The 24,763-nt window shown below is 73.0% G+C and carries 28 protein-coding genes; 17 read left to right on the top strand and 11 right to left on the bottom strand.

The annotated features are described in order from the left end of the window. Positions 1-124: 124 nt before the first annotated feature. Positions 125-1,030: a diacylglycerol/lipid kinase family protein gene (locus tag ASG88_RS07955; protein WP_056886888.1), complete on the top strand. Its 906-nt coding sequence runs from the start codon at positions 125-127 to the stop codon at positions 1,028-1,030. On the opposite strand, the gene ASG88_RS07950 is transcribed toward ASG88_RS07955, so the two are convergent. Further along, on the bottom strand, positions 1,027-2,001 hold the full coding sequence (locus ASG88_RS07950) for a helix-turn-helix domain-containing protein (RefSeq protein ID WP_056886887.1): 975 nt from the start codon (positions 1,999-2,001) through the stop codon (positions 1,027-1,029). The genes ASG88_RS07955 and ASG88_RS07950 overlap by 4 nt on opposite strands. A gap of 297 nt (positions 2,002-2,298) precedes the next feature. Here ASG88_RS07950 and lysS point away from each other — a divergent pair, with 297 nt between their 5' ends. Further along, on the top strand, positions 2,299-4,008 hold the full coding sequence (lysS, locus tag ASG88_RS07945) for a lysine--tRNA ligase (protein ID WP_056886886.1): 1,710 nt from the start codon (positions 2,299-2,301) through the stop codon (positions 4,006-4,008). A 19-nt stretch (positions 4,009-4,027) separates the two neighbouring features. On the opposite strand, the gene ASG88_RS07940 is transcribed toward lysS, so the two are convergent. Then, a complete protein-coding gene (locus ASG88_RS07940; protein WP_056886885.1) occupies positions 4,028-4,825 on the bottom strand; it encodes a nitrilase-related carbon-nitrogen hydrolase in 798 nt (265 codons plus the stop codon). A 31-nt stretch (positions 4,826-4,856) separates the two neighbouring features. Between ASG88_RS07940 and ASG88_RS07935 the strand changes: the two genes are divergently transcribed. The 6 genes from ASG88_RS07935 (at position 4,857) to ASG88_RS07910 (ending at position 9,026) form a co-directional block, all read left to right on the top strand. Further along, on the top strand, positions 4,857-5,540 hold the full coding sequence (locus ASG88_RS07935) for a GntR family transcriptional regulator (RefSeq protein WP_200956397.1): 684 nt from the start codon (positions 4,857-4,859) through the stop codon (positions 5,538-5,540). A gap of 4 nt (positions 5,541-5,544) precedes the next feature. After that, positions 5,545-5,970, top strand: a complete 426-nt coding sequence (locus ASG88_RS07930) for a DUF3151 domain-containing protein (protein ID WP_056886884.1) — start codon at positions 5,545-5,547, stop codon at positions 5,968-5,970. A gap of 42 nt (positions 5,971-6,012) precedes the next feature. Next, positions 6,013-6,345 (top strand): hypothetical protein, encoded by a 333-nt coding sequence (locus ASG88_RS07925; protein ID WP_056886883.1) that lies wholly within the window; start codon positions 6,013-6,015, stop codon positions 6,343-6,345. A gap of 53 nt (positions 6,346-6,398) precedes the next feature. Then, positions 6,399-6,770 (top strand): DUF3311 domain-containing protein, encoded by a 372-nt coding sequence (locus tag ASG88_RS07920; RefSeq protein WP_235534775.1) that lies wholly within the window; start codon positions 6,399-6,401, stop codon positions 6,768-6,770. Continuing rightward, the gene (gene mctP / locus ASG88_RS07915) at positions 6,767-8,482 is read left to right on the top strand and encodes a monocarboxylate uptake permease MctP (RefSeq protein WP_056886881.1); all 1,716 of its coding nucleotides are present in this window, start codon (positions 6,767-6,769) and stop codon (positions 8,480-8,482) included. Before ASG88_RS07920 ends, mctP begins: the two co-directional genes overlap by 4 nt. Before the next feature lie 85 nt (positions 8,483-8,567). Next, on the top strand, positions 8,568-9,026 hold the full coding sequence (locus ASG88_RS07910) for a GNAT family N-acetyltransferase (RefSeq protein WP_056886880.1): 459 nt from the start codon (positions 8,568-8,570) through the stop codon (positions 9,024-9,026). A 55-nt stretch (positions 9,027-9,081) separates the two neighbouring features. On the opposite strand, the gene fbaA is transcribed toward ASG88_RS07910, so the two are convergent. Further along, on the bottom strand, positions 9,082-10,116 hold the full coding sequence (gene fbaA / locus ASG88_RS07905) for a class II fructose-bisphosphate aldolase (RefSeq protein ID WP_056886879.1): 1,035 nt from the start codon (positions 10,114-10,116) through the stop codon (positions 9,082-9,084). Between the two features lie 149 nt (positions 10,117-10,265). Between fbaA and ASG88_RS07900 the strand changes: the two genes are divergently transcribed. From ASG88_RS07900 to ASG88_RS07880, 5 genes are all read left to right on the top strand, one after another. Further along, entirely contained in the window at positions 10,266-10,613 is a 348-nt protein-coding gene (locus tag ASG88_RS07900) for a hypothetical protein (protein WP_056886878.1), read from the top strand. A 114-nt stretch (positions 10,614-10,727) separates the two neighbouring features. Further along, positions 10,728-11,300, top strand: a complete 573-nt coding sequence (locus tag ASG88_RS07895) for a sigma factor-like helix-turn-helix DNA-binding protein (RefSeq protein WP_056886877.1) — start codon at positions 10,728-10,730, stop codon at positions 11,298-11,300. A gap of 65 nt (positions 11,301-11,365) precedes the next feature. Beyond that, positions 11,366-12,241, top strand: a complete 876-nt coding sequence (locus ASG88_RS07890) for a hypothetical protein (RefSeq protein WP_056886876.1) — start codon at positions 11,366-11,368, stop codon at positions 12,239-12,241. Continuing rightward, positions 12,238-12,735, top strand: a complete 498-nt coding sequence (locus ASG88_RS07885) for a SigE family RNA polymerase sigma factor (RefSeq protein ID WP_056886875.1) — start codon at positions 12,238-12,240, stop codon at positions 12,733-12,735. Before ASG88_RS07890 ends, ASG88_RS07885 begins: the two co-directional genes overlap by 4 nt. A 73-nt stretch (positions 12,736-12,808) precedes the next feature. Beyond that, complete coding sequence (locus tag ASG88_RS07880; protein WP_056886874.1) at positions 12,809-13,555, top strand: septum formation family protein; 747 nt, start codon at positions 12,809-12,811, stop codon at positions 13,553-13,555. Between the two features lie 18 nt (positions 13,556-13,573). Here ASG88_RS07880 and ASG88_RS07875 read toward each other — a convergent pair whose 3' ends face one another. Further along, entirely contained in the window at positions 13,574-14,260 is a 687-nt protein-coding gene (locus tag ASG88_RS07875; RefSeq protein ID WP_235534774.1) for a TrmH family RNA methyltransferase, read from the bottom strand. A gap of 36 nt (positions 14,261-14,296) precedes the next feature. Here ASG88_RS07875 and ASG88_RS07870 point away from each other — a divergent pair, with 36 nt between their 5' ends. Further along, positions 14,297-15,049: a DedA family protein gene (locus tag ASG88_RS07870; RefSeq protein WP_235534773.1), complete on the top strand. Its 753-nt coding sequence runs from the start codon at positions 14,297-14,299 to the stop codon at positions 15,047-15,049. Here the strand turns inward: ASG88_RS07870 and ASG88_RS07865 are convergent. Genes ASG88_RS07865 through ASG88_RS07855 form a run of 3 tightly spaced genes read right to left on the bottom strand, consistent with a single transcriptional unit; the run spans position 15,046 to position 17,455 of the window. Beyond that, the gene (locus ASG88_RS07865) at positions 15,046-16,179 is read right to left on the bottom strand and encodes an alanine racemase (protein WP_200956396.1); all 1,134 of its coding nucleotides are present in this window, start codon (positions 16,177-16,179) and stop codon (positions 15,046-15,048) included. The two genes, ASG88_RS07870 and ASG88_RS07865, sit on opposite strands and share 4 nt — an antisense overlap. A gap of 17 nt (positions 16,180-16,196) precedes the next feature. Continuing rightward, positions 16,197-16,736, bottom strand: a complete 540-nt coding sequence (gene pyrE / locus ASG88_RS07860; RefSeq protein WP_056886873.1) for an orotate phosphoribosyltransferase — start codon at positions 16,734-16,736, stop codon at positions 16,197-16,199. A 14-nt stretch (positions 16,737-16,750) separates the two neighbouring features. Then, on the bottom strand, positions 16,751-17,455 hold the full coding sequence (locus ASG88_RS07855) for a class E sortase (RefSeq protein ID WP_162259826.1): 705 nt from the start codon (positions 17,453-17,455) through the stop codon (positions 16,751-16,753). 31 nt (positions 17,456-17,486) lie between these two features. On the opposite strand from ASG88_RS07855, the gene ASG88_RS07850 reads away from it, so the two are divergent. The 3 genes from ASG88_RS07850 to ASG88_RS07840 are packed head-to-tail and all read left to right on the top strand — an operon-like array spanning position 17,487 to position 19,556. Beyond that, positions 17,487-18,653, top strand: a complete 1,167-nt coding sequence (locus ASG88_RS07850; RefSeq protein ID WP_056886872.1) for a pyridoxal phosphate-dependent aminotransferase — start codon at positions 17,487-17,489, stop codon at positions 18,651-18,653. Between the two features lies 1 nt (position 18,654). Continuing rightward, complete coding sequence (locus ASG88_RS07845) at positions 18,655-19,134, top strand: NUDIX hydrolase (RefSeq protein WP_056886871.1); 480 nt, start codon at positions 18,655-18,657, stop codon at positions 19,132-19,134. Positions 19,135-19,178: 44 nt separating this feature from the next. Continuing rightward, complete coding sequence (locus ASG88_RS07840; RefSeq protein WP_056886870.1) at positions 19,179-19,556, top strand: VOC family protein; 378 nt, start codon at positions 19,179-19,181, stop codon at positions 19,554-19,556. 161 nt (positions 19,557-19,717) lie between these two features. Here the strand turns inward: ASG88_RS07840 and ASG88_RS07835 are convergent, their stop codons facing one another. Genes ASG88_RS07835 through kdgD form a run of 4 tightly spaced genes read right to left on the bottom strand, consistent with a single transcriptional unit; the run spans position 19,718 to position 24,746 of the window. Beyond that, the gene (locus ASG88_RS07835; protein WP_056886869.1) at positions 19,718-20,872 is read right to left on the bottom strand and encodes a hypothetical protein; all 1,155 of its coding nucleotides are present in this window, start codon (positions 20,870-20,872) and stop codon (positions 19,718-19,720) included. Positions 20,873-20,930: 58 nt separating this feature from the next. After that, entirely contained in the window at positions 20,931-22,256 is a 1,326-nt protein-coding gene (locus tag ASG88_RS07830; protein ID WP_056886868.1) for an enolase C-terminal domain-like protein, read from the bottom strand. Beyond that, positions 22,253-23,779 (bottom strand): aldehyde dehydrogenase (NADP(+)), encoded by a 1,527-nt coding sequence (locus ASG88_RS07825; protein ID WP_056886867.1) that lies wholly within the window; start codon positions 23,777-23,779, stop codon positions 22,253-22,255. Before ASG88_RS07825 ends, ASG88_RS07830 begins: the two co-directional genes overlap by 4 nt. Before the next feature lie 52 nt (positions 23,780-23,831). Further along, positions 23,832-24,746, bottom strand: coding sequence for a 5-dehydro-4-deoxyglucarate dehydratase (kdgD, locus tag ASG88_RS07820; RefSeq protein WP_056886866.1), 915 nt, complete (start codon positions 24,744-24,746; stop codon positions 23,832-23,834). Positions 24,747-24,763 lie beyond the last annotated feature (17 nt).

Genomic DNA, 24,763 nt, shown 5'->3' with positions numbered 1-24,763 from the left:
GGGGGCCCGCCGGATCGTGCCCACCCCGGCCCGGCGCGTGACGGACTGCACGGAGCGGGCGTCCCGGCGCCGCGCGGCCGCCGACGGCGGGGCCCGGTCGACTACTGTCCAGCGCGTGGACCCCATGCTCGTGATCACCAACGCCGGCGCCGGCACCTCCGACCAGGAGACGCTCGACCGTGCCCTGGCGATCCTCCGCGAGGAGTCGTCGGTCGAGGTGGCCGCCACCTCCAACCCGGGCGAGCTCGACGGGGTCCTGCACCGCGCCGGATCGCGCCGGATCGTGGTCGCCGGCGGTGACGGCAGCCTCCACGCGGTGGTCGCCGCGCTGCACAAGCGCCACGAGCTCGAGGGCCGCACGCTGGCCCTGCTGCCCCTCGGCACCGGCAACGACTTCGCCCGCGGCACCGACATCCCGCTCGACATCGACGAGGCGGCGCGGCTCGTGCTCGAGGGAGAGCCCCGCCCCGTCGACCTCATCGTCGACGAGACCGGCTCGATCGTGGTCAACAACGTGCACCTGGGCACCGGCGCCCAGGCCAGCCGCAAGGCGCACAAGTGGAAGCACCGCCTCGGCTCCATCGGTGTCGGCAAGGTCAACATCGGCAAGCTCGGCTACCCCATCGGCGCCCTGCTGGCGGCCTTCCATCCCCCGAGCCGTCGCCTGCGCGTCGAGGTGGACGGGGTGGTGGTCAACGACGTCGACCAGCCGCTGCTCATGGTCGCGATCGGCAACGGCGCCAACGTCGGTGGCGGCACCGAGATCACGCCCGACGCCGACCCCGAGAACGGCTGGCTCGACGTGATGATCAGCCGGGCGATCAGCCCCGGCGCCAAGATCGGGTACGTCGCGAAGCTCCGCAAGGGCGAGCACCAGGAGCGCGACGACGTGGTCAACCTCCGGGGCTCGACCGTCTCGGTGAGCGGCGAGGAGTTCTGGGTCTCCGCGGACGGCGAGATCTACGGCCCCGAGCGCAGCCGCACGTGGCGCATCGAGCGGGCGGCGTACAAGATGGTGCTGCCCCGCTAGAGCCAGCCCCGCCGCGCGGCCTCGACACCGGCCTGGAAGCGGGTGTCCACGCCCAGGTCGTCCATCAGGGCCGCGATCCGGCGCCGCACCGTCCGCAGGCTGAGCCCGAGGTTGCGCGCGATCTGCTCGTCCTTGGCGCCGTCGGCCAGCTGGGCGAGCAGCAGCCGGCGCAGGTCGGGACGGGCCTCGCCCCGGTCGAGGGTGGGCACGGCCGTGGCGCGGTCCCACAACAGGTCGAAGTAGGACGTCACCACCTGCACGATGGACGGCTGGCGGATCGCGACGCGACGGTCGTTGCCCACGCCGAGCGGGTCCGGCAGCAGGGCGCGTGAAGTGCCGATGACGAGCAACCGGGTGGTGACCTCGGGCAGGACCCGGATCTGCTCCCCGATCGCCGCGCGGCCGATCAGGATGGCGGGCGCCTCCTGGAGGGCACGGGCGGGGTAGATCGCCCGCACCCGGCGGCCCTGCTGGACCGCACGGTTGACGGCCAGCGCCATCTCGGACTCGCTCGGCAGCCGCCACTGGTCCGGACGCAGGAAGCACAGGTCGCCCGGGGAGTCGTTGATCCACCGCACGATCGCGCCCGCGATGTCGCCGCCGGTCGTCACCTCCCCGTCGATCGCGGTGGAGTCGAGCAGCGGCGCGTCGGCCCCCATGTCGGCCAGCATCGGGATGGCCTCGGCGAGCCGGGCCAGGTCCGCGCCGGCCTCGCTCATCGTGACGGCCTGCGCCGCGACGTACCGCGAGACCGCCTCGACCGGCGACGCGACCGTCACCCGGTCCCCCTCGAGGCGCACGATGTCGAGCTCGAGGAGCGGCCCGACCCGGCTCCGGAGCTCGTCGGGGGTCACGAAGAGGGAGCGGGCCAGCACCTCGAAGGAGCCGCCGGAGCCCGAGAGGACCTGGCGGTAGAGCTCCTCCACGGGGCCGGGCAGGCCGAAGGCGGACGACAGCGGACGACGGGGCACGGTTGGCAGGTTAGTGCCAGCGGCCATTTCGGGCCACGCTTCACCCGGGAACGTCAGTGAGAATCTGACGAGCGCGTGTCGGTGACCGGCGGACCGCGGGGGTGTTCCGCCGGGCAGAGTCCTGGTGGACCCGGCCGCGTAGGGCGTCGAAGTCGCCGCAGGGGACGGCTTCGACGCCCTTGTCATGTCCGGACCCGGCTTCGCACCAGGGGGCGTTTGCTCAGGTCTGGGCCGTGGGCCGGTCCCGCGCCCCGCACCGATCACCGCTCCCCGGCGGTCGGCCGATAATCTGCGCGCATGGCACGCGGTGGACGGCAGGGCGGACAGCAGGGAGACCCCATCGACTGGGTGACCCGTGCCGCCGACGACGCGATCCGGCACGCGGGTGAAGGCAACAAGGTCACCGTGGCCTCCGGGGCCAGCCCGTCGGGGCCGATCCACCTCGGCAACCTGCGCGAGTTCCTCACACCGCACTTCGTCGCCGAGGAGCTGCGCCGCCGCGGCATCGAGACGCGCCACCTGCACAGCTGGGACGACTACGACCGCTTCCGCAAGGTCCCCGCGGGCGTGCCCGCCGAGTGGGCCGAGCACATCGGCCGCCCGCTGTCCGCCGTCCCCGACCCGTGGGGCTGCCACGAGTCCTGGGCCGAGCACTTCAAGGCACCGCTCCAGGCCGCGCTGGCCGAGCTGGGCGTCGAGATGGACGAGGTCAGCCAGACCGAGATGTACCGCGCCGGCACCTACCGCGAGCAGATCCTGCACGCCATCCGGCACCGCGACCGGATCGAGGAGGTGCTCGGGCGCTACCGCACCAAGGCCGCGCCCGCCGCCGAGACCGAGGAGGAGGCCGCCGAGCTCGCCGAGTCGGTCGCCAACGACGAGGAGTCCGAGGACTCCGGGGCGGGGGCGTTCGCACGCTTCCCCTACAAGCCGTGGTGCGCCGAGTGCGGACGCGACACGACCGACGTGACGTCGTACGACGACGAGACCACCGACCTCGCCTACACCTGCCGCGAGTGCGGTCACTCCGGCGTCACCAACGTCGCCACCGAGGACGCCGGCAAGCTGGTGTGGAAGGTCGACTGGCCGATGCGCTGGGCCTGGGAGAAGGTCGACTTCGAGCCCGCCGGCCTCGACCACATGACGCCCGGGTCGTCGTACACCGTCGGCCAGGAGCTGGTCTCCTCGATCTTCGACTGGCAGGCGCCCGCCCGGGTGACCTACGCCTTCGTCGGCATCGCCGGCGTGCAGAAGATGTCGTCGTCCAGCGGCGGCGTGCCCACCCCGGCCGACGCCCTGCAGATCCTCGAGGCGCCGATGGTGCGCTGGCTCTACACCCGCCGCGCCCCCAAGCAGGCCTTCACCATCGACTTCGGTCCCGAGGTCGTGCGCCTGTACGACGAGTGGGACGCCCTGGGCCGCAAGGCCGCGGACCCCGCCAAGCGGGACGCCCAGGTGCTGGCCTTCGAGCGGGCCTCCGCGACCCACGCGGGCGGGCCGCTGCCGGTCCCGGCGGTCGCCGTCCCGTTCAGGACCCTGTCGTCGGTCGCCGACGTCACCGCAGGCTCGGCCGACATGATCAGCCGCGTGGTCGAGCACGTGGGCTTCCCGCACGACAGCGTGGCCGACCTCGAGCCGCGCCTGGGTCGCGCGATGGCCTGGACCGCGTCCCTGCCAGAGTCCGAGCGGACCATCGTGCGCGAGACGCCCGACGCCGACCGGCTCGCCTCGCTGAGCGAGGACGAGGAGCTGTGGCTGCGGATCTTCCTGGACCGGCTGCCCGAGCGGCTCGAGCTCGACGAGGTCACCGCCGTCGTCTACGGCGTGCCCAAGGTGGCCCGCGGCCTCGGCTTCGAGGACGCACCGACCGACCAGGTCAAGGCCGACCAGAAGAACTTCTTCCGACTGCTCTACAACCTGCTCGTCTCGGCCGACCGCGGCCCGCGGCTGCCCACGCTGGTCGTGGCCCTCGGGCAGGACAAGGTCCGGTCCCTGCTCGGGGCCTGATCCCTCAGGGCCCGACCTCTCAGGGCAGGACCGGGATCCGCTTCCGCACCTCGCCGACGACGTCCAGGTCGACCTCGCCGACGAGCAGGTCGGGCTCGGCCCCGAGCCGTCCGTGCACGGCGCCGAGGGGGTCGACGAGCGCGCTCCGGCCGATGCCGAGCGGCGCTCCCCGGACCGGCTCCTGCCACGCCTGGGCGCTGGCGAGCAGCCAGGCCTGCGCGTCCAGGGCGCGCGCGCTCACGAGCACGTCCCACTGGTCGGCCTTGCCCGGTCCGTCGCCCCACGACGCGGGGAGCACGACGAGCTCGGCGCCCCGGGCCCCGAGCGCGGTGAACTGGTCGGCGAAGCGCACGTCGTAGCAGGTGGCCAGCCCGACCCGCACGATCCCGGCGTCGCCACCATCGACGTCCGTGACCACGTAGTCCTCCCCCGCCGCCACCGTGTCGGACTCGCGGGAGTCGAAGGCGTCGAAGAGGTGGACCTTGCGGTACGACGCCTCGCCGGCCGGACCGGTCACGAGCAGCGTGTTGTGCACCCGCCCGTCGGCGGCGGGCTCGAAGAGGCCGACCACCACCGTCACCCCGGCGGCCGCCGCGGCCTCCCGGATGCCGGTGCCGAAGGGGCCGTCCAGCGGCTCCGCGGACCGCGCCGGGTTGCGGGCGAAGCTGGCGCTGGTGGCCTCGGGCAGGACCACGAGCCGGGCGCCCGCGTCGGCCGCGCGGCGTATTGCCTCGACGGCCTGCGCGAGGTTGGCGACGGGGTCGGTGCCGCTGCGCAGCTGGGCGGCGGCGACGGTGAGTGTGCGCGAACCGGTCATGCGGGCTCCTCCGGGGGGCTATAACACGAACATGCCATCCCCGCGATCGGGGCGCGAACGTGCCTACGAGTATCTCCGGACGTCGGTGCTCACCGACCCGGGGCTCGTCGGCACGTTCATCAACGAGCAGGACATCGCCGCCGCCGTGGGCGTCTCCCGCACCCCGGTCCGCGAGGCGCTGCTGCGCCTGGCGGCCGAGGACCTGGTGCAGCTCCAGCCCAACCGCGGCGCCTTCATCGCCCCGGTCAGCATCGAGCAGACGCGCCAGATCCTGCAGGCGCGGGGTGTCATCGAGACGTGGGCGGCCCGCCACTGCATCGCGGCCGGCACGGTGCCGCTCGCCGAGATGGGCGCCCGGCTGCGCGAGCAGGAGGAGCTGCTCCTGGACGGCCCCGACGACGAGTTCGCGCGGGTCGACAGCGAGTTCCACGTCCTGCTGGTGCGCGCCGCGGGCAACCCGCTGCTCGACCGGATGTACGACGCGCTGCACGCCCGGCACGTGCTGCTCGGCCTCATCGCCGCCCGGCGCCACGGTCTCCAGCACGCCTCCGTGGTCCACGAGCACCACACGGTCGTGGCCGCACTGCGCAGCGGCGACGCCGACGCTGCGGAGCAGGCGATCTGGGCCCACCTGGCGCAGACCGAGCGGGTGCTCACCGGGGCGAGCAGTCCGGCGGCCGGCGTCGGCCGGCCACCCGCCGGCGTGGGAGGGTAGCCGCATGAGCACTGGCCCCTTCCTGGGCGGCGACCTGATGGCCGGCCCCCCTCCCACCCACCTGCCCGTCGACCCCGCCGACGCCGAGCTGGCCGGTGGCGACGCCCCTGCCGCCGTCGTACGCCGCCGCCCGGCGTCGCCCGCCGCGTGGGCCGCGCTGGCCCTCCAGGCCCAGGAGGCCGGGGCCGACGACGTGACCGTCTACGCCTACGCCCGGGTCGGCTACCACCGGTCCCTCGACATGCTGCGCCGCAACGGCTGGAAGGGCCACGGCCCGGTGCCGTGGGAGCACGAGCCCAACCGTGGGTTCCTGCGCGCGCTGGCGCTCCTCGCGGTCAGCGCCCGCGCCATCGGCGAGACCGAGGAGTGGGAGCGCTGCTCCACCTTCCTGCGCGACTCGAGCCCCGCGGCGGCCGACGCGCTGCTGTGAGGCGGGCCGGCGGTCGCGCCGGCACCTGACAGACTGCGCGGCATGGCGCGCGAGCACACCGACCCGCAGCAGCTCCCGGGCGACGCCGACGGCCGCGACCTCGCGGCGTACGTCGGCGAGGACGTCGGCCGGGTGGTCATGCTGCGCGTCGCCGCGCTGGCGGCGGTCGTGACCCTGGTCGCGGGCTTCCTGTCGGAGTCGGCGACCGAGGCGCTCACGACGGCCTGCCTGGCGGCAGGTGCAGCCGGGATCGTGCTCCTGCTGCTCGCCCAGCTGCTCCGCTGGCGGCGCACCCGCCAGTGGGTCGTCATCCTCGGCGTGACGGTGCTGTGCACCGGCCTGCTGACGGGTGTCGTCGCCGGGTCTCGCGCCTGAGACTCGACCCGGGCCTTGCCGTGACCTGAGTCACGAGGGGTAACCTCCCGCGCATGACTCTCGGGCACACCCCTCCTCCGCCGCGCCCTGAGCGCGGCCACACCCCTCAGGTCCCACCCACCGACCGCGGCAAGATGATCACCGCAGGCGTGCTGCTGATGATCCCGATCGTCGCCCTCATGTGGGTGCCGTCCTACGCCAGGATCGAGCCGGAGCTCCTCGGGTTCCCGTTCTTCTTCTGGTACCAGTTCCTCTGGGTCTTCCTCTGCTCCGGGCTGACCTACACGGCCTACCGGCTGACGCTGGCCGCGCGCCCGCGTCGTACGCCGGGCGAGTCCATCGCGGGCCACGGCCCGGACGGCTCGGACAGCACGGACGGTTGGGGAACCACGGACGGCTCGCGCACCACCGGCGGTGACCGATGAGCGCGCAGGTGGCCGTGATGGCGGCCGACACGGGCATCAACGGCGTCGCGCTGGCCGTCCTGATCGTGCTCTTCGCGATCGTGACGGTGGCAGGCTTCATGGCGTCGCGCTTCAAGCGGGCCGACTCGCTGGAGTCCCTCGACGAGTGGGGTCTCGGCGGCCGCAAGTTCGGCACCTGGATCACGTGGTTCCTGCTCGGCGGCGACCTCTACACGGCGTACACCTTCGTCGCCGTCCCCGCCGCGATGTTCGCGACCGGTGCGGTGGCGGGCTTCTTCGCGGTGCCCTACACGATCGTGCTCTACCCGATCATCTTCATCTTCATGGCGCGGCTGTGGTCGGTGAGCCACCGCCACGGCTACGTCACCACGGCCGACTTCGTGCGCGGGCGCTACAACTCCCGCGCGCTGTCGCTCGCGGTCGCGGTCACCGGCTTCGTGGCGACAATGCCCTACATCGCGCTCCAGCTCGTCGGCATCCAGGCGGTGCTCGAGGTGGCCGGCCTCGGCGGCGGCGACAACATCATCGCCAAGGACGCGCCGCTGTTCATCGCGTTCGCGCTGCTCGCGGCCTACACCTACTCGAGCGGCCTGCGGGCACCGGCGGTCATCGCGTTCGTCAAGGACATCCTCATCTACCTCGTCATCATCGTCGCGGTGATCTACCTGCCCGGGCAGGTGGGTGGCTGGACCGAGATCTTCGGGGCGGCCCAGGAGAAGATGGCGACCACCAACGAGGCCACCGGCAAGCCCACGGGCACCTTCATCTCGGTGGACGGCACCCACTGGGCCTACGCCACCCTGGCGCTCGGCTCGGCGCTCGCGCTGTTCATGTACCCGCACTCGGTGACCGCGTCGCTGTCGTCCAACAGCCGCAACACGATCCGGCGCAACGCCGCGATCCTGCCGGCCTACTCCTTCGTGCTCGGCCTGCTGGCCCTGCTCGGCTGGGTGGCCATCGCCGCCGGCACGACCCCGATCGGCCTCGACGGCGAGCCCAACGCGCAGCTGGTGATCCCGCAGCTGTTCGAGGACATGTTCCCGGCGTGGTTCGCGGGCGTGGCCTTCGCCGCGATCGCGATCGGCGCGCTCGTGCCGGCCGCGATCATGTCGATCGCCGCGGCAAACACGTTCAGCCGCAACATCTACAAGGAGTGGCTCAACCCCGCGGCCACCCCGGCGCAGGAGGCCAAGGTCTCCAAGCTGATGTCGCTGGTCGTCAAGGGCTTCGCGCTGATCTTCGTGCTGACCCTGGACAAGCAGAACGCGATCAACTTCCAGCTGCTGGGCGGGATCTGGATCCTGCAGACCTTCCCCGTCGTGGTGTTCAGCCTCTACACCCGCTGGTTCCACCGCTACGCCCTGCTCGCCGGCTGGGCGGTCGCGATGGTCTACGGCACCGTCGAGGCCTACCAGGTGGTCAACCCGGTCACCGGCAAGAACTTCGGTGGCTCACTCGGGATGATCCCGGGCCTGGAGCAGATGGGCTACATCGCCATGACGGCGTTCGTGCTCAACCTGGTGATCACGGTCGTGCTCAGCGCGATCCTCAACGCGGCCAAGGTGTCCAACGGCGAGGACGAGACCATCCCGTTCGACTACATCGCCGACGCGGACGACCCGCGCGTCCAGAAGGACCTCGCGCAGCACCAGTCGCACGAGGACCTGTACGGCGACCCCGACGACGTCCCGGGCAACGCCGGCGCCCGCTGAGCGTCGTACGCCCAAATCAGGGCCCGCTCCCGACCACCGGGGGCGGGCCCTGCCGCTCTCCCGGGTTTCGTCCTACGCTCGGAGCATGGTCGACGTGCGCGTGATCACCGCCGAGGAGGCGCCGCTCGCCGCGCGGCTGCTGGACGACTTCAACCGGGAGTACGACGAGCCGTCGCCCGGGCCCGAGTGGCTGGCCGGGCACCTCGCCACCCTCCTCGAGGGCGACGACACGGTGGTGCTCGTCGCCGGGGAGGCCGACGGGGTGGGCGTGCTGCGGCTGCGCCGCTCGCTGTGGGGTCCGGCTCTCGAGGCCTACCTCGCCGAGCTGTACGTCGTACCGTCCCTGCGCGGGCAGGGCATCGGCCGGACGCTCCTCGAGGCCTGCATGGCGACCGCCCGGGAGCGCGGTGCCGACTACATGGACCTCGGCACGTCGGAGGACGACGTGGCCGCGCGCAAGCTCTACGAGTCGGCCGGCTTCGACCGGACCGAGGGCCGCCCCGACGGGGCGCTGTCGTTCTTCTACGAGCGCACGCTGGACTGACTCCGGTCCCCGCGCCGCCGGGTTGGTTCCCCGGCGGCGCGGAGGGTGCGGAAGGTCAACCGCCCAGCGCGGTGCCCGCCGAGCGGAGGTTCTCGCAGGCCTCGACGATGCGCGCGGCCATGCCGGCCTCGCCCGCCTTGCCCCAGGCGCGCGGGTCGTACTGCTTCTTGTTGCCCACCTCGCCGTCGACCTTGAGCACGCCGTCGTAGTTGGCGAACATGTGGGCGGCGACCGGTCGGGTGAAGGCGTACTGGGTGTCGGTGTCGACGTTCATCTTCACGACGCCATAGTCGACGGCCGCGCCGATCTCCTCGGCAGTCGAGCCGGACCCGCCGTGGAAGACGAGGTCGAACGGCCGGGCGCCGGACTCCAGCCCGAGCTCGGCCACGACGGCCTCCTGGGCGTGCTTGAGGATCTCCGGGCGCAGCTTGACGTTGCCGGGCTTATAGACGCCGTGCACGTTGCCGAAGGTCAGGGCCGTCATGTAGCGGCCCTTCTCACCGGCACCGAGCGCGCGCACGGTCGCGAGCGCGTCCTCGGGGGTGGAGTAGAGCTTGTCGTCGATCGCGCCGACGACACCGTCCTCCTCGCCACCGACCACGCCGATCTCGACCTCGAGGATGATGTGCGCGGCCGCGCACTTCTCGAGGAGCTCCTGCGCGATCTGGAGGTTCTCCTCCAGCGGCACGGCCGAGCCGTCCCACATGTGCGACTGGAAGAGGGGCGCCTCGCCCCGGGCCACGCGCTCGGCGGAGATGTCGATCAGCGGCCGGACGAAGCCGTCGAGCTTGTCCTTGGGGCAGTGGTCGGTGTGCAGCGCGATGTTGACGGGGTAGTTCTTGGCGACCTCGGCGGCGTACGCCGCGAAGGCGACGGAGCCGGTCACCATGTTCTTGACGCTCGGACCGGAGAGGTACTCCGCACCACCGGTCGAGATCTGGATGATGCCGTCGGACCCCGCGTCCGCGAAGCCCTTGAGGGCGGCGTTGAGGGTCTGGGACGAGGACACGTTGATGGCCGGGTAGGCGAAGGACTTGTCCTTCGCGGCGTCCAGCATCTGCGCGTAGACCTCGGGGGTGGCGATGGGCATGTCGGATCCTTTGGGAGGACGTCTCGGGACGCCTCCGACACTAGTGGCTACCAGCCGGTCTGCGAACGGCGGACGAGCGACGCCGAGACGGCTAGCCTTCACCCCCACGGGGGTCGCGGTCACGCGGCCATGAACGACGGGGAACCACCATGACCGAGCAGTACGACGCGCGCATCACGCAGGACAGCACCGACCAGGCCGCCCGCACGCGGGCCTTCGTGGGACTGGGCCTCGCGCTCGTGGGCCTGATGGGCGGGGGGATGCTCGGCAGCGCCGTGTTCTACCTCTTCCTCGGGACCACCGCCGACACCGGGGCGTTCAGCATGGTCGCGCAGGGACTGCCGGGTCTCCTGCTGGGACTGGCCGGGGCCGGCCTCGGGTGGTCGGCGTCGACGACCGCGGACCCGCTGGCGGCGCCCGCGGGCCGGGCCGCCCTCGTCCTCGGGGTGCTGGCAGCTCTCGCGGCGGTCGCCGTGATCGTCACCGGACAGGTCTGATCCACCTGGCGGATCTGCCCACCGACGCAACCGAACGACCATTCGCTGCGTCTTGAAGCGTGACGCCCGTCGGGGCGCCGCTCGGGCCCGCAGCACAGGCGAGGGGGAACCGCCATGACCACCAGCATCGACTGGGTGCACGAGATCGACGCGTCGTTCAACGGGTACGCATCGGCCGACGTCTACGTCGCACGCCGGCACGTGGCCGGCTGGCGCGCGCGCCGCGACGTCCGCGTCGCCGACGGCTTCGCCGACTACCTCGTGGCCCGCCAGCAGCACGTGCGCCGGGTGGCCCACGCGATCTGCTGCGACTGGCTGCGGGCCGAGGACGCCGTACGACGCACGCTCGCCCGCCTCGAGGACGCCTGGCCGCACCTGTCCGACGCCGCCGAGGCGGACGCCTTCGTCCACCGCGCGCTGGCCCGGCTGGACGTGCAGGACTCGCCGAGCCCGCGCAGCTGCGGGGAGAACCGCGCCGACGACTTCCCCGTCGAGGACCAGTCGCTGATCTTCGACGGCCTCCAGTCGCTGCCCGCGGTCCAGCGCAAGGTGCTGGTGCTGCACGACTGGCTCGACCTGCCGGCCGACGAGGTGGCGGGCGCGCTGGGGATCGACGTGACGACCGTGCACCGGCACGCGTCCCGCGGCCGCGCGACGCTCGCGATGCTGATGCCCGACGAGGTCTGACAACCGATCGGACCCCGCGCTCCGTACTCCCGGTGACGGCAACGGACGGGGAGAGGACAGCAGCCATGGACACGAAGTGGGCCCAGGAGATCGAGCGGTCGTTCGGCGACGGACCCACGCCCCCGGCCCCCGCGACGTACGTCGAGGCGGGTCGCGCCGCCGTACGACGCCGCCGGCTCACGGCGGGTGCCGCCTCGGTCGCCGCAGCGCTGGTCATCGGGGGCGTCGGTTGGGCCGCCCTCCCCGGTGACCCCCGCGCCGACGCCGGGCAGGTCGCCACCGACCCGTCGCCGACGACGGAAGCCCCCAGCCCCAGCCCCTCGGAGACGGCGGCCGCGGGTGTCCCGATCCGCCGGGTGCCCGCGCCGGGCAATCCCGACGCGCCGCTCGCGGTGCAGTGGGTGGAGATCGACGGCGAGGGCCTCACGGTCCTCCAGGGGGTCGAGGTGAAGGAGGTCGTCGCCAACCCGCTCGACTTCGAGGCGCCGCAGCAGTCCTTCGGCGTCGCGCTGGTGCGTGACGCCGAGGAGCGGTGGATGGTGCTGACCGGCGAGAACGGCCGCTCGTCCTCGGCGACCTGGGACGACGCCCGCAAGCGGCACGCCACGTTCGCGGACTGGCTGGTCGACCAGGTCGAGTTCGACCGGAAGGCCCTCGAGGAGAGCCCCGTCTTCCTGGACCGCCGAGGCGTGCTGGGGGCCTACGCCAACGTCACCGTGCTGCAGGAGGTCCGGGCGCCGGCCGAGGCGGCGGCGTACGCCCCGGTGGAGGACACCGCCGCGGTGGAGTACCGCACGCCGCGGGGCGACGTCGTGTTCGCGCTGCTCATCGCCGGCGGAGACGCCACCACGGTCGACCCTGCCGTCCTGGAGACTCCGACGATGGCGGCGTTCCTGCGCCACCTGGCCGCCCAGGGTGACAGCGGCGAGGGCCTGCGATGAGGCGCGCCGAGCGCGAGGCGGCGTTCACCGACTACGTCGCCGCCCGCCAGGTGCACCTGCGCCGGATCGCCTACGCGATCTGCGGCGACTGGCACCGCGCCGACGACCTGCTCCAGATCTCGCTCACCAAGCTGTACGTCGCGTGGCCACGGGTGTGCGGCAAGGGCACCGAGGACGCCTACGTCCGCCAGATCATGGTGCGCGCCAACATCGACGAGCACCGGCGGCCGTGGCGGCGTGAGCACGTGACCGACGAGGTGCCGGAGCTGGAGGCCGGCGCCGACCACCAGCTGGAGGAGCGCTCCGCGCTCTTCGACGCGCTGCAGGAGCTGCCCGAGATGCAGCGCAAGGTGGTCGTGCTGCGGCACTGGCTGCAGCTGTCGGTCGCCGACAGCGCGAAGGAGCTCGGCATCTCCGAGGGCACCGTCAAGAGCCACTCCTCGCGGGGACTCGCCGCCCTCGAGCGGGCGCTCAGCTCGACCCCGCAGGGCTGAGGCCGGGGCGCGCCTCTGGACAGGGAGCCGGACCGACCCTAGGTTTCGGTCCACACATCGATCGGGGGATCACATGTCTCGGCTGTCACGCCTGTCGTCCGTGCTCGTCGTCGCGGTACTCGCAGGGTCCGTCCTCAGCGCGCCCGCCACGGCCGCGCCACCGTCGTACCGCTCGACCGCGCCGCTCCAGCGGCCGGCCGCGGGCGAGTGCCACGACCTCACCCGCAAGCAGCTGCTGAGGGAGACCGACCGGTCGGCGCCGGTCGACTGCGCGGGTCCGCACACCACGCAGGCGGTGGCCGTGGTCACCAAGCCACGCCGCATCGGGTGGGGCGACATCGGCGCCATCGAGCGGTTCCTCGGCCGCAGCTGCTACGACGACTACCTGGCGGCGCTCGGCGGCTCGGCCCGCGCAGTCGCGATGACGAGCCACAACGTGGCGTACTTCTACCCCTCGCGCGCCGCGCGTCGCGACGGCGCCCGGTGGATCCGCTGCGACGCGGTGATCCTGACCGCCAAGGCGCTGCGACCGCTCCCCTCCCCGCTCGCCCTCACCTCGCCGCCGTCCGACGGCGTGGCCACGTGCCTCACCCGGCGCTACCGGCTGACCGTCTGCTCCGCCGCGCACGAGTACAGCGCGGTGACGACGGTCCGGGCGCGCGGCACGCGGTTCCCGGGCACGCGCGCGCTGGTCCGGGTCGGCCTGCGCAAGTGCACCGGCAAGGTCCCGCGGGGTCCGTACGCCGTGACGACGCCGTCGCCGCTCAAGTGGGCCGCCGGGGCGAAGCTCATCGTCTGCCACGCGCAGGACAGGTCCTGATGAGCGCCTGACCCGGGCTCAACCGCGCCAGGCCGAGTCACCCGACAGGTCGGCGTACTGCCGGACCCAGGAGTGCATCGCGATCGCCGCGGCCGCGCTGGCGTTGATGGAGCGCGTCGAGCCGAACTGCGCGATCGAGAACGTGCCGTCGCAGACCTCGCGCGCCCGCCCGGAGAGGCCGGGGCCTTCCTGCCCGAAGAGGAAGCACACCCGCCGCGGCACCTCCATCGTCTCGAGGTGCTGCGAACCGGGGAGGTTGTCGATGCCGAGGAGGCGCACCGGGCCGCCCGACTCCGCCGGCAGCCCGTGGAGGTACGCCGCGAGGTCGTCGGCGCTCTCGTGGTGCCGCACGTGCTGGTAGCGGTCGGTGACCATCGCACCGCGGCGGTTCCAGCGCCGGTTGCCGACGATGTGCACCTCGCGGGCGAGGAACGCGTTGGCGGAGCGGACGATGGTGCCGATGTTGAAGTCGTGCTGCCAGTTCTCGATCGCGACGTGGAAGTCGTGGCGGCGGGTGTCGAGGTCGGCGACGATCGCGGCCATCGACCAGTAGCGGTAGCGGTCGACCACGTTGCGCCGGTCGCCCTCGGCCAGCAGCGTCGCGTCGTACTCCGGACCGGTCGGCCAGGGGCCCTCCCACGGTCCGACCCCGACCTCGGCCGGCCCGTGCGGCATGGGGTCGTACGGCGCCCGCTCTTCGTCCATGCGGGCACCCTAGGCCGCGGAAGTTAGGGTGATCCGGTGACCCTGCCGCTCGAGATCCTGCCCCTCCTCCTCGGCATGGACTGGATGGATCCCTACTGGCTGCTGGAGAACTTCGGGGACGCGCTCTTCTGGCTCAGCCTGGTGATCATCTTCGTCGAGTGCGGGCTCTTCTTCCCGTTCCTGCCGGGTGACACACTGCTGTTCGCGATGGGCCTCTTCATCGCCACCGAGCAGATCGACGTCTTCGCCGGACCACCGGTGGTCGAGCTGGCGATCGCGATGCTGCTCTTCCTGGTGGCCGCGGTCGGCGGCAACATCGCCGGCTACGAGATCGGCCGCGCGATCGGCCCGCCGCTCTACGAGCGCGACGGCCGGGTCCTCAAGCGCAAGTACTTCGACCAGACCACGGCGTTCTTCGACAAGCACGGCAACAAGGCGCTCGTGATCGGCCGCTTCGTGCCGTTCGTGCGCACCTACATCACCGTCGTGGCCGGTGTGACCCGCATGGACCGCGCCCGCTTCATCACGTGGAGCTTCGTCGGCGCGCTCGGCTGGGTGCTGTCGATCACCCTGCTCGGCTTCTTCCTCGGCGCGGCGTTCCCGTCGCTCGGCGAGAACATCGACAAGGCGATCATCCTGATCCTCGCCTTCTCCATCGCGCCGATCGCCTGGGAGTGGTGGCGCCACAAGCGCACCTCGGGCCCCGAGGCCGAGGACAACGACCACGACGGCCGCCCCGACCGCGACATCGCGGGCCAGGACGTCCCCCCGCGCGGGGACCACTCCTAGCCGATCGACGGGCGGTCGAACCTCGTCGTCCACACGTCGACCTGCCGGCCGCTGCCGTCGGTGACGACGTACGCCGCCCAGCGGTCGAAGGCCGAGCACGGGTGCGAGATCCCGAAGGTGACCACGTCGGCCACCGCGAGGCCGTCGGCCCCGGTCAGCACCAAGTGTTGGTCGTACATCGAGCGCACCCGCCCCGCCGGCACCCGCGCCCGGCCGTCGGCGTCGTGGACGGCCACGACGACCGGGGGCTCGACGTCGTACGGCAGGTCCCGCTTGCCGGCCCCGACGACGACGGTGCCCGGCTCGGGTGCCGAGACGACGGCGGCGCGCACGGTGAGCGCGGCCCGGAGCTCCGGGAACGGGGTCACCCGGGCGTAGGTCCCGTGGTCGTGCGTGACGTAGCAGCCCGACCGGAGCAGCCGCAGCGTGCCGGGCACGTCGCGCCCGTCCGGCAGGTGCTCGACGACGCGGTCGGGGAAGGCGGAGCCGCCCATGGTGAAGACCGGGCGGTCGGTCCCGAAGGCGTCGGCGAGGTCGAGGAAGACGTCCCGGACGGCGGCGCAGTGGGCGTCCACCGCGTCGAGGACGGCGGTCGTCCGGTCGTTGGGCACGACCCCCTCGTAGCCCGCGACCCCGACCAGCCGCAGCTCCGACGCCTGCCCCACCAGCCGGGCGACGTGGCGCGCCTCGTCACGCGTCCGCACGCCGGTCCGGCCACCGGGGGTGCCGACGTCGACCATCACCTCCAGGGCCGCGTCGGCTCCGGCTCCGGCGAAGGCGGCGCGGGCGGCCGCGACACCCGCCTCGGAGTCGACCAGGCACCTCACCTGGTGTTGCGGGTGCTGCTCGACGAGACGCCGCAGGCCGGCGAGGCCGTGAGCGTCGACGACCTCGTTGGCGATGAGGACGTCGTGACCCCACCCGAGCGCGATCCCGGCCTGGTCCACCGTGGCGACGGTGACCCCGACGGCCCCGGCGGCGACCTGCCGGGCCACGACCGGCTCGCTCATCGTGGTCTTGACGTGCGGCGCCAGCACCACGTCACGCTCGGCGCACCACGCCGCCATGGTGCGGATGTTGTGGTCCAGCGCGTCGACGTCCAGCCGGAGCTGGGGCAGGGACGTGATCACGCGCGGACGACCGGGGCTCAGGCCTGGGCTGCGTCCAGCTGCGCCCGGGTCAGCACCGAGCGGACCTCGAGGCCCACGTCGGCCAGCGGGTTCTCGCCCGCCGGCGAGCGGTCGATCGCGCAGACGACGACCTCGACGGTCGCGCCCGCAGCGCGCAGCTCCCGGGTGGCGTCGCGGACGGCGCCGCCGGTGGTGATGACGTCCTCGATGATCGTCACCCGGCGACCCGCGACGTCCGGGCCCTCGGCGAGCTTGCAGGTGCCGTACTCCTTGGCCTTCTTGCGCACGAAGAGCGCCGGCAGGCCGGTCTTCGCCGACACCATGGTGGCGATCGGGATGCCGCCGAGCTCGAGGCCGCCGAGGAGCTCGGTGTCCTCCGGCAGCAGGTCGAGCATCTGGGCGGCGACGCGGTCGAGCAGCGCCGGCTGCGCCTCGAAGAGGTACTTGTCGAAGTAGGTGTCGGCCACCTGCCCGGACCGGAGCGTGAACTCCCCGGTCAGTCGGCAGGTCGCGTCGATGTCACGGGCAAGGGTCTCGTCAGGGGTCGTGTCGGCCACGGCGACGAGCCTACTCAGGAGGCCGACCGGGGCTCCTTGGAGTCCAGGTGGCCGAAGGCGACCAGCCGGTCGTCGGTGTGGAAGAGCTCGGAGCAGGTGGTCAGCGTGATGAGTCGCTGCCCGGGCTCCCGGTCGGGAGGTTGTACGCCGCCCGGCTCGGGGTTGCGCGGCAGGTCCGCGAGCACCCAGGCGCCGGTGAACGGCACGGTGAGGCCGTCGCCCGGGGTGTCGAGCACGTAGGTGTAGACCCAGCGTCCGGTCTCGATGATGACCTCGTCGCCGGAATCGAGGGACGGCATGTCGCGCAGCGGCTCCCCATGGGTGACCCGGTGCGCGGCGAGGACGTAGTTGCCCCGCTCCCCCGGTCCGGCGGTGTCCTCGAGGTGGCCGAAGCCTGCGGCCAGCACCTCGTCGGACGACCCCTCCAGGACGGGCACCGCGTAGTCGTCACCGAGCGCGGGGATCCGGACGATCGCGCTCAGGTCGCCGTGGTCGGTAGGCACCGCGTCCCTCTCGTCGATCTGTCCCGCCCGGTCGTCGTCGGCGACCTGCCACGCCTGCTCCGCCTCCTCGACCAGGGAGGCATGGGTGCGCTGGGAGGCGACGTTCGTGCCGAACAGCTGCCACGCGACGTACCCCGCCAGCACCAGGCCGGCCACGACGAGCAGCACCCCGACCCGTCCCGTCCAGGTGGCGGTGCGCGACGAGCGGGGGGACATGCGACGAGTGTCCCCGATTACGCTCGCGAGCATGCGGACCACGTCAGCACGCGTCGCCTCGATCCCGCCCACGATCTTCTCCGAGATGTCGGCGCTCGCGGTGCGCACCGGTGCGGTCAACCTCGGGCAGGGCTTCCCGGACGTCGACGGACCGCCGTCGGTCATCGCCGAGGCAGTGCGCGCGCTGGAGGGCGGCGCCAACCAGTACGCCCCCGGCATCGGCGTACCGGCCCTGCGCCACGCGATCGCCCGCCACCAGCAGCGCCACTACGGACTCGAGGTCGACCCGGACACCCAGGTCGTGGTCACGACCGGGTGCACCGAGGGCATCGCCGCTGCGCTGCTCGGGCTCGTCGACCCGGGCGACGAGGTGGTCGTGCTGGAGCCCTGGTACGACTCCTACCTCGCGATGATCGACTTCGCCGGAGGGGTACGCCGCCCGGTCACGCTGCGCGCCCCCGACTACCGGCTCGACGTGGACGCCCTGCGCGCCGCGATCACGCCGCGGACCCGGTTGATCCTGATCAACACCCCGCACAACCCGACCGGCACGGTGCTCACGCGCGACGAGCTGCAGGCGGTCGCGGACGTGGCGCTCGAGCACGACCTGGTCGTGGTGACCGACGAGGTCTACGAGCACCTCGTCTTCGACCGCCACACGCACGTGCCGCTGGCCACGCTGCCCGGGATGTGGGAGCGCACGCTGACGCTGTCGAGCGCGGGCAAGAGCTACTCCTTCACCGGGTGGAAGGTGGGCTGGGCGACCGGACCCCGCTCGCTGGTGGGAGCGGTGCTGGCCGCCAAGCAGTGGCTGACCTTCACGTCCGGCTCGCCGCTGCAGCCGGCCGTCGCGCACGCGCTCGACCACGAGCCGGACTTCCCGTCGCAGCTCGCGGCCTCGCTGCAGACGCGGCGCGACCTGCTCGTGGCGGGCCTGGCCGACGCCGGCCTGACGGCACGGGTCCCGGAGGGCACCTACTTCGCGACCACGGACATCAGCCACCTCGGCTGGGCAGACGGCCGGGAGTTCTGCCTCGCGCTGCCGGACGTGGCCGGGGTGGTCGCGATCCCCAACGTCGCCTTCTACGACAACCGCGAGGAGGGGCGGCACCTGGTGCGCTGGGCCTTCTGCAAGGAGGCCGACGTGATCGACGAGGGCGTACGACGCCTCGCGGCCGCCGACCTGCACCGGCGCTGACGTGGCGCCGCCCCGACTCCGCCAGGCCGTGCGGGCCCTGCTGCTCGACGAGGACGACCACGTGCTGCTCGTGCACTTCGACGCCGACGGGCGCTACGTCCCCGGCGGCTTCTGGGCCTGCCCCGGCGGGGGGATCGACCCCGGGGAGGCGCCCGAGGCCGCGCTGCGGCGCGAGCTGTCCGAGGAGCTCGGCCTGGACGTCGCGGACGTCCGGGGACCTGTCTGGCGGCTCACCCGACTCTTCCCGATGGAGCACTGGGACGGGCAGACCGACGTCACCCACCTCGTGCGCGCTGCTCGCTTCGAACCCCGACCCCGGGTGGACCTGCTCGCCGAAGGTGTCCACGACATCCGCTGGTTCTCCCCGGACGAGCTCGCGGCCGGCAAGGTCACCTTCAGCCCGCGGGACCTGCACGCCCAGCTGGCGATCGTGCTCGCCGAGGGAGTCCCCCCGAGCGTGCACGACATCGACGCGCTGTGACATCGGTGGCATGTGAGGCGGCCGGCAGCGCCTAGGGTCGAAACATGCCCGTCACCCGCATCACGCTCGGTGCCGTCAACATGGAGGCTGCGGACCCCGCGTCTCTCGCCGCCTTCTGGGCAGCCGTCACCGGGAGCACTCCCGCGGGCGCCGAGGGAGCGTTCTACCTCCCTCCGGCCGAGCCCGACGGGTTCGCGATGTTCTTCCAGCCGATGACCGAGGAACGTCCCGAGCGCGCGACGATGCACCTGGACCTGACCGTCCCCTGGGGCGAGCGGGTCGGCGAGGTCGAGCGCCTCGAGGAGCTGGGTGCGACCCGACGCTGGGACGTGCTCGACGAGCACCCCCACGTCCAGTGGACGACGATGGCCGATCCCGAGGGCAACCTCTTCTGCGTCGCGGAGCACCCGCCCAGCGCCTGAGCCCAGCTCGGAGGATCCGACGCCTCACGGCCGTCGGACGTTCCACCGTGCCCGGTCCGCGCCATCCGGCGGGGCGTACGCAGCCCACCCGGGGATGGCGGCCCATCAGGTCCGCCCGGCGGACCGCAGGGGCCGCCATGTCCTCACGAGGAGGGGAAGGGTCAGCGCGGGGCGCCCGCGAGCCAGGCGCGCACGTCGGGGCGGCGCAGGACGGCGACGGTGATGATCGAGGCGAAGGCCGGGAGCGCGAGCAACAGCGAGGCGAAGGTGCCGACCACGCACAGCACGGCGCTGAGCGCAGCCGAGGCCATGAGCAGCTGGGCCGCGACGCGGCGCCGGCCGAGGGTCAGGAAGGCGAGCACGATCGCGGCCGCGGCCCATGCGATGACGACGCCGCCCATGACGAAGGTGGTGGTCTGGAGCATCGCCTGGGTGATGCCCTGGTCGGCGAGCTCGGGCTGCTGGCGGAGCACCTCCTCCAGCATCAGGTCGGGCGAGACGGCCATGACCAGCACGCTGATGCTGACGAGCACCAGCACGAGGCCGGCCGAGACGAGGGTCAGCACGAAGGCCAGCACCACGCCCTCGGGCCGACGGTCCGGGGAGGGGGCGGACGGCAGCGACGGCCAAGTGCCGTGCTGGGTCGGGGGCTCGCCGAAGGGATGGGCGTACGGCCCCGGCTGGCCGGGCGCGGCCGGGCCGTCGCCCCCCGACGACGAGACCGGCGGCACCGGCGCGGCAGACCCGGCCGGCGAGGACGGCGCCGACCCCGAGGACGGCGCGGACCCCGAGGGCGGGGACGAGGTGGACGACGAGGACGACGCGTCGTACGGCGGCAACGGCGGCGGCCACACGGCGCCGGCCGCCTTGTCGGCCGCGGCCCGGTCGGGGGCGACCTCGCCCTTGAACCACTCGCGCGAGGGCGAGAGCCACAGCAGCGCGATGGCCACCGCGACGATCGACGACATGAAGCCACCGGCGGCGATCCCGGTGACGAAGAGCGGCACAGCCAGGACCGACAGACCGATCCGGGCCGGGCGGTGGCCACGCAGGGCGTAGACGCCGAGGACCGCGGCGACGGCCGCGCACACACCCGCGACGGTGGAGACGCCGCGTAGGAGCTGCAGCGTCCCCTCGACGGTCAGCCCGGTCTCGCTGCCGGGCGACTCGGCGAGGAAGTCCTCGACCGCGTCGCGCGACTCGATGCCCCGCAGGCCGGTCATGGACTCCCAGACGGTCAGGAGGAGGAAGACCGAGCCGACGATGATCATCCCGCCGGCGAAGGTCGTCTGGCGCGGTCTGGTCGGGGTGCTCACGGGGTCATTCCACCATCGACGTGGTGAGCGGCCCCCATCGCGCGAGTCGGCGCACGAGTCAGCGCACCAGGCAGGGACGCTTGGGGTCGAAGCTCCAGTCCGGCACGAGGTACTGCATCGCCATGGCGTCGTCGCGCGCGCCCAGCCCGTGCTCGAGGTAGAGCGCGTGCGCCTCGGCGAGGCGGTCGCGGTCCAGCACGACCCCGAGGCCGGGGGCCTCCGGCACGGCGATGTGCCCGTCGACGATCTCGGGCGGCGACTGGGTCAGACCCTGTCCGTCCTGCCAGATCCAGTGCGTGTCCAGCGCGGTGATCCCCCCCGGCGCCGCGGCGCCGACCTGGGTGAACATCGCGAGCGAGACGTCGAAGTGGTTGTTGGAGTGCGAGCCCCAGGTCAGGCCGAAGTCGTGGCACAGCTGCGCCACCCGGACCGAGCCGGCCATCGTCCAGAAGTGCGGGTCGGCGAGCGGGATGTCGACGGCGTTGGTCCGCACGGCGTCGGCCATCTGCCGCCAGTCGGTAGCGACCATGTTGGTGGCCGTGCGCAGGCCGGTACGCCGCTTGAACTCGGCCATCACCTCCCGTCCGGAGAAGCCGCCCTCGGCGCCGCACGGGTCCTCGGCGTACGCGAGCACGTCGTCCTTGCCCTGCAGCAGGCGGACGGCCTCGTCGAGCAGCCACCCGCCGTTGGGGTCGAGGGTGATCCGCGCGTCGGGGAAGCGCTGGTGCAGCGCGGTGACCGCGGCGACCTCCTCCTCGCCGGGTAGCACGCCGCCCTTGAGCTTGAAGTCGCTGAAGCCGTACCGCGCCTGGGCGGCCTCGGCCAGGCGTACGACGCCCTCGGGCGTCATCGCCTCCTCGCGGCGTACGCGCGTCCAGGCGTCCGCACCGTCGGGCTCGCGGAGGTAGGGCAGGTCGGTCCGGTCGGGGTCACCGACGTAGAAGAGGTAGCCCAGCATCGGCACCCGCGTGCGCTGCTGGCCGTCGCCGAGCAGCTCGGCCACCGGGACGCCCAGCGCCTGGCCGGACAGGTCGAGCAGCGCCGACTCGAGCGCGGTGACCGCGTGGATCGTGGTGCGCAGGTCGAACGTCTGGAGGCCACGACCGCCGGCGTCGCGGTCGGCGTACCGGGTCGCGACCTGGCGCAGCAGGGTGCGGAAGCGCGCCACCGGCTCGCCGAGGAGCATGGCGGCGGCGTCGGCGATGGTGCTGCGGATCGCCTCTCCGCCCGGCACCTCACCGAGGCCCTCGCGGCCCTCGGAGTCGGTGACGACCACGATGTTGCGGGTGAAGAACGGGCCGTGGGCGCCGCTCAGGTTGAGCAGCATCGAGTCGTGCCCGGCGACCGGGACGACGTCGACCTTGGCGATGGTGGCAGCACTCATGCTTCCAGCGTCCCGTCGATGCGGCGGGTCAGTCCCCACGGGTTGTCGTCGCGCAGTGCGTCGGGGAGGAGGTCGGCGGGGACGTCCTGGTAGGCGACCGGGCGCTGGAAGCGCTCGATCGCGAGGCTGCCGACGCTGGTGGTGCGGCTGTCGGACGTCGCGGGGAACGGGCCGCCGTGGACCATCGCGTGTCCCACCTCGACGCCGGTCGGCCAGCCGTTGAAGAGGATGCGGCCGGCCTTGAGCTCTAGCACGGGCAGCAGCTTCGCGGCGTCGGCGCTGTCGGCGGCGGTCGCGTGGACCGTGGCGGTGAGCTGGCCCTCGAGGTCGGCGAGCCGCGGGAGCAGGCCGTCGACGTCGTCGTAGCGGACCACGACGCCGGAGGCACCGAAGACCTCGTGCGCGACGGCACTGTCGGCCTGGGTCAGCAGCTCCACCGGCGCCTCGGACACGACCGGGGCGGGGGCGTGCTCGCCGCCGTCGGTGCCCCGGCCGACGCGGCGTACGCCGTCGGTGTCCTCGAGCGCCTGGGTGCCGGAGGTGTACGCCGCGGCGATGCCGGGGGTGAGCATCCGCTGGCCGGTGGCCTCCGCGACGGCGGCGGCGGCGGCCGCCAGGAAGGCGTCACCGGCCTCGCCAGCGGGCAGGAAGAGCAGGCCGGGGTTGGTGCAGAACTGGCCGGCGCCGAGGGTGAGCGAGCCGACGTAGGCCCGGGCGAACGCCGTCGTGTCGGCCTCGGCGAGCGCGCCGGGGAGGACGACGACCGGGTTGATCGACGACATCTCGGCGTAGACGGGGATGGGCACGGCGCGCTTCGAGGCGGTCTCGACGAGGGCGAGGCCGCCGGCCCGGGAGCCGGTGAAGCTGACCGCGGTGATCCGCGGGTCCTGCACGAGCGCCTGGCCGAGCTCGATCCCGCTCCGACCGTCGGCGGCGAGCAGGAAGGAGAAGGTGCCGGCGTGCAGCCCCTGCGACTCGACGGCTCGTGCGATCGCGCTGGCGACGAGCACACCGGCGCGCGGGTGGGCCGGGTGTCCCTTGACCACGACCGGGCAGCCGGCGGCCAGCGCGGAGGCGGTGTCGCCACCTGCGGTGGAGAAGGCGAGCGGGAAGTTGCTGGCGCCGAAGACGGCGACCGGGCCGAGCGGGACCATCCGCTGGCGGATGTCGGAGCGCGGCAGCGGCGCCCGGTCGGGCATCGCGGGGTCGATCCGGACGCCGAGGTGGTCGCCCTGGCGGACGACACCGGCGAACATCCGCAGCTGGCCGGTGGTGCGGCCGACCTCGCCGGTGATGCGGGCGAGCGGCAGGCTGCTCTCCGCCACGGCCGCCTCGATGATCGCGTCCTTGTCGGCCTCGATCTCGGCGGCGACCGCCTCGAGGAAGTCCGCGCGCTGGGCGGGACTGGTGGCGCGGTACGACGCGAACGCCTCGACGGCGGCGGTGGTCGCGGCCTCGACGTCGGCGGTGTCCGCCGGCGTGCCGGCGATGATCGAGCGGGCCTGCTCAGCAGTGCTGGTCATGCGTTCCTCTCAAGCGGGGGCGTGCGGCGTACGTCGTCTCGACCGTACGTCGTCAGGAGATGCGGTCGATCAGGTCCTTGAGCTCGGCGACCTCGTCCTCACGCAGGTCGGTGAGCGGCGGCCGGACCGGGCCGGCCGGGCGACCGATGGCGGCCAGGCCGCCCTTGACGATGGACACGGCGTAGCCCTGGGTGCGGTCGCGGATGTCGAGGTAGGGCAGCACGAACTCGTTGAGCCGGCGGTAGACCTCGTCGCGGTCCTGGGCGACGACGGCGTCGTAGAACTCGATGGCCCACTGCGGCACGAAGTTGAAGAGCGCGCTGGAGTAGGTGCTGACCCCGAGCTGCAGCAGCGGCAGTGCGAAGGTCTCCGCGGTCGGCAGCCCGCCGACGTACATGAGGCGGTCGCCGACGCGGGCGTAGGTGCGGGTCATCTGCTCGATGGAGCCGACGCCGTCCTTGAAGCCGATCATCGTGGGGTTGCGGTCGGCAAGGACCGCGACGGCCTCGTCGCGCAGGACGGCGTTGGCACGGCTGTAGACGACGACGCCGAGGTCGGTCGCCTCGCAGACCCGGCTGACGTGCTCGACGAGCCCGGCCTGGCTGGCCTCGGTGAGGTAGGGCGGCATGAGCAGCAGGCCGTCGGCGCCGGCGGCCCGGGCGGCCTTCGCCTGGGCGACGGCGTTGGCGGTGCTGCCCGTGGCGGGGGCGAGGACGGGGACGGCGCCCGCGACCTCGTGCACGGCGGTGCGGACGACCTGGTCGGTCTCCTCCAGCGTCAGCGAGAAGCCCTCGCCCGTGCCGCCCGCGGCGAAGAGCCCGGCGACGGGGTACTGCGCGAGCCACGCGAGGTGCTTGCGGTAGCCCGCCTCGTCGAAGGACAGGTCGTCGGCGAAGTGGGTCACCGGGAACGACAGCAGGCCGCTCTTCAGCTGGGCGGCCAGGTCTGTCGGGCTGTACTCGGTCACGGCGGGTCCTTCTCGTC

Origin of the sequence: Nocardioides sp. Soil777, from assembly GCF_001428425.1 — a bacterium.
Lineage (GTDB): Bacteria > Actinomycetota > Actinomycetes > Propionibacteriales > Nocardioidaceae > Nocardioides > Nocardioides terrigena.
The sequence above is the reverse complement of the archived record's forward strand: the minus strand, read 5'-3'. Positions and strand labels throughout refer to the sequence as shown.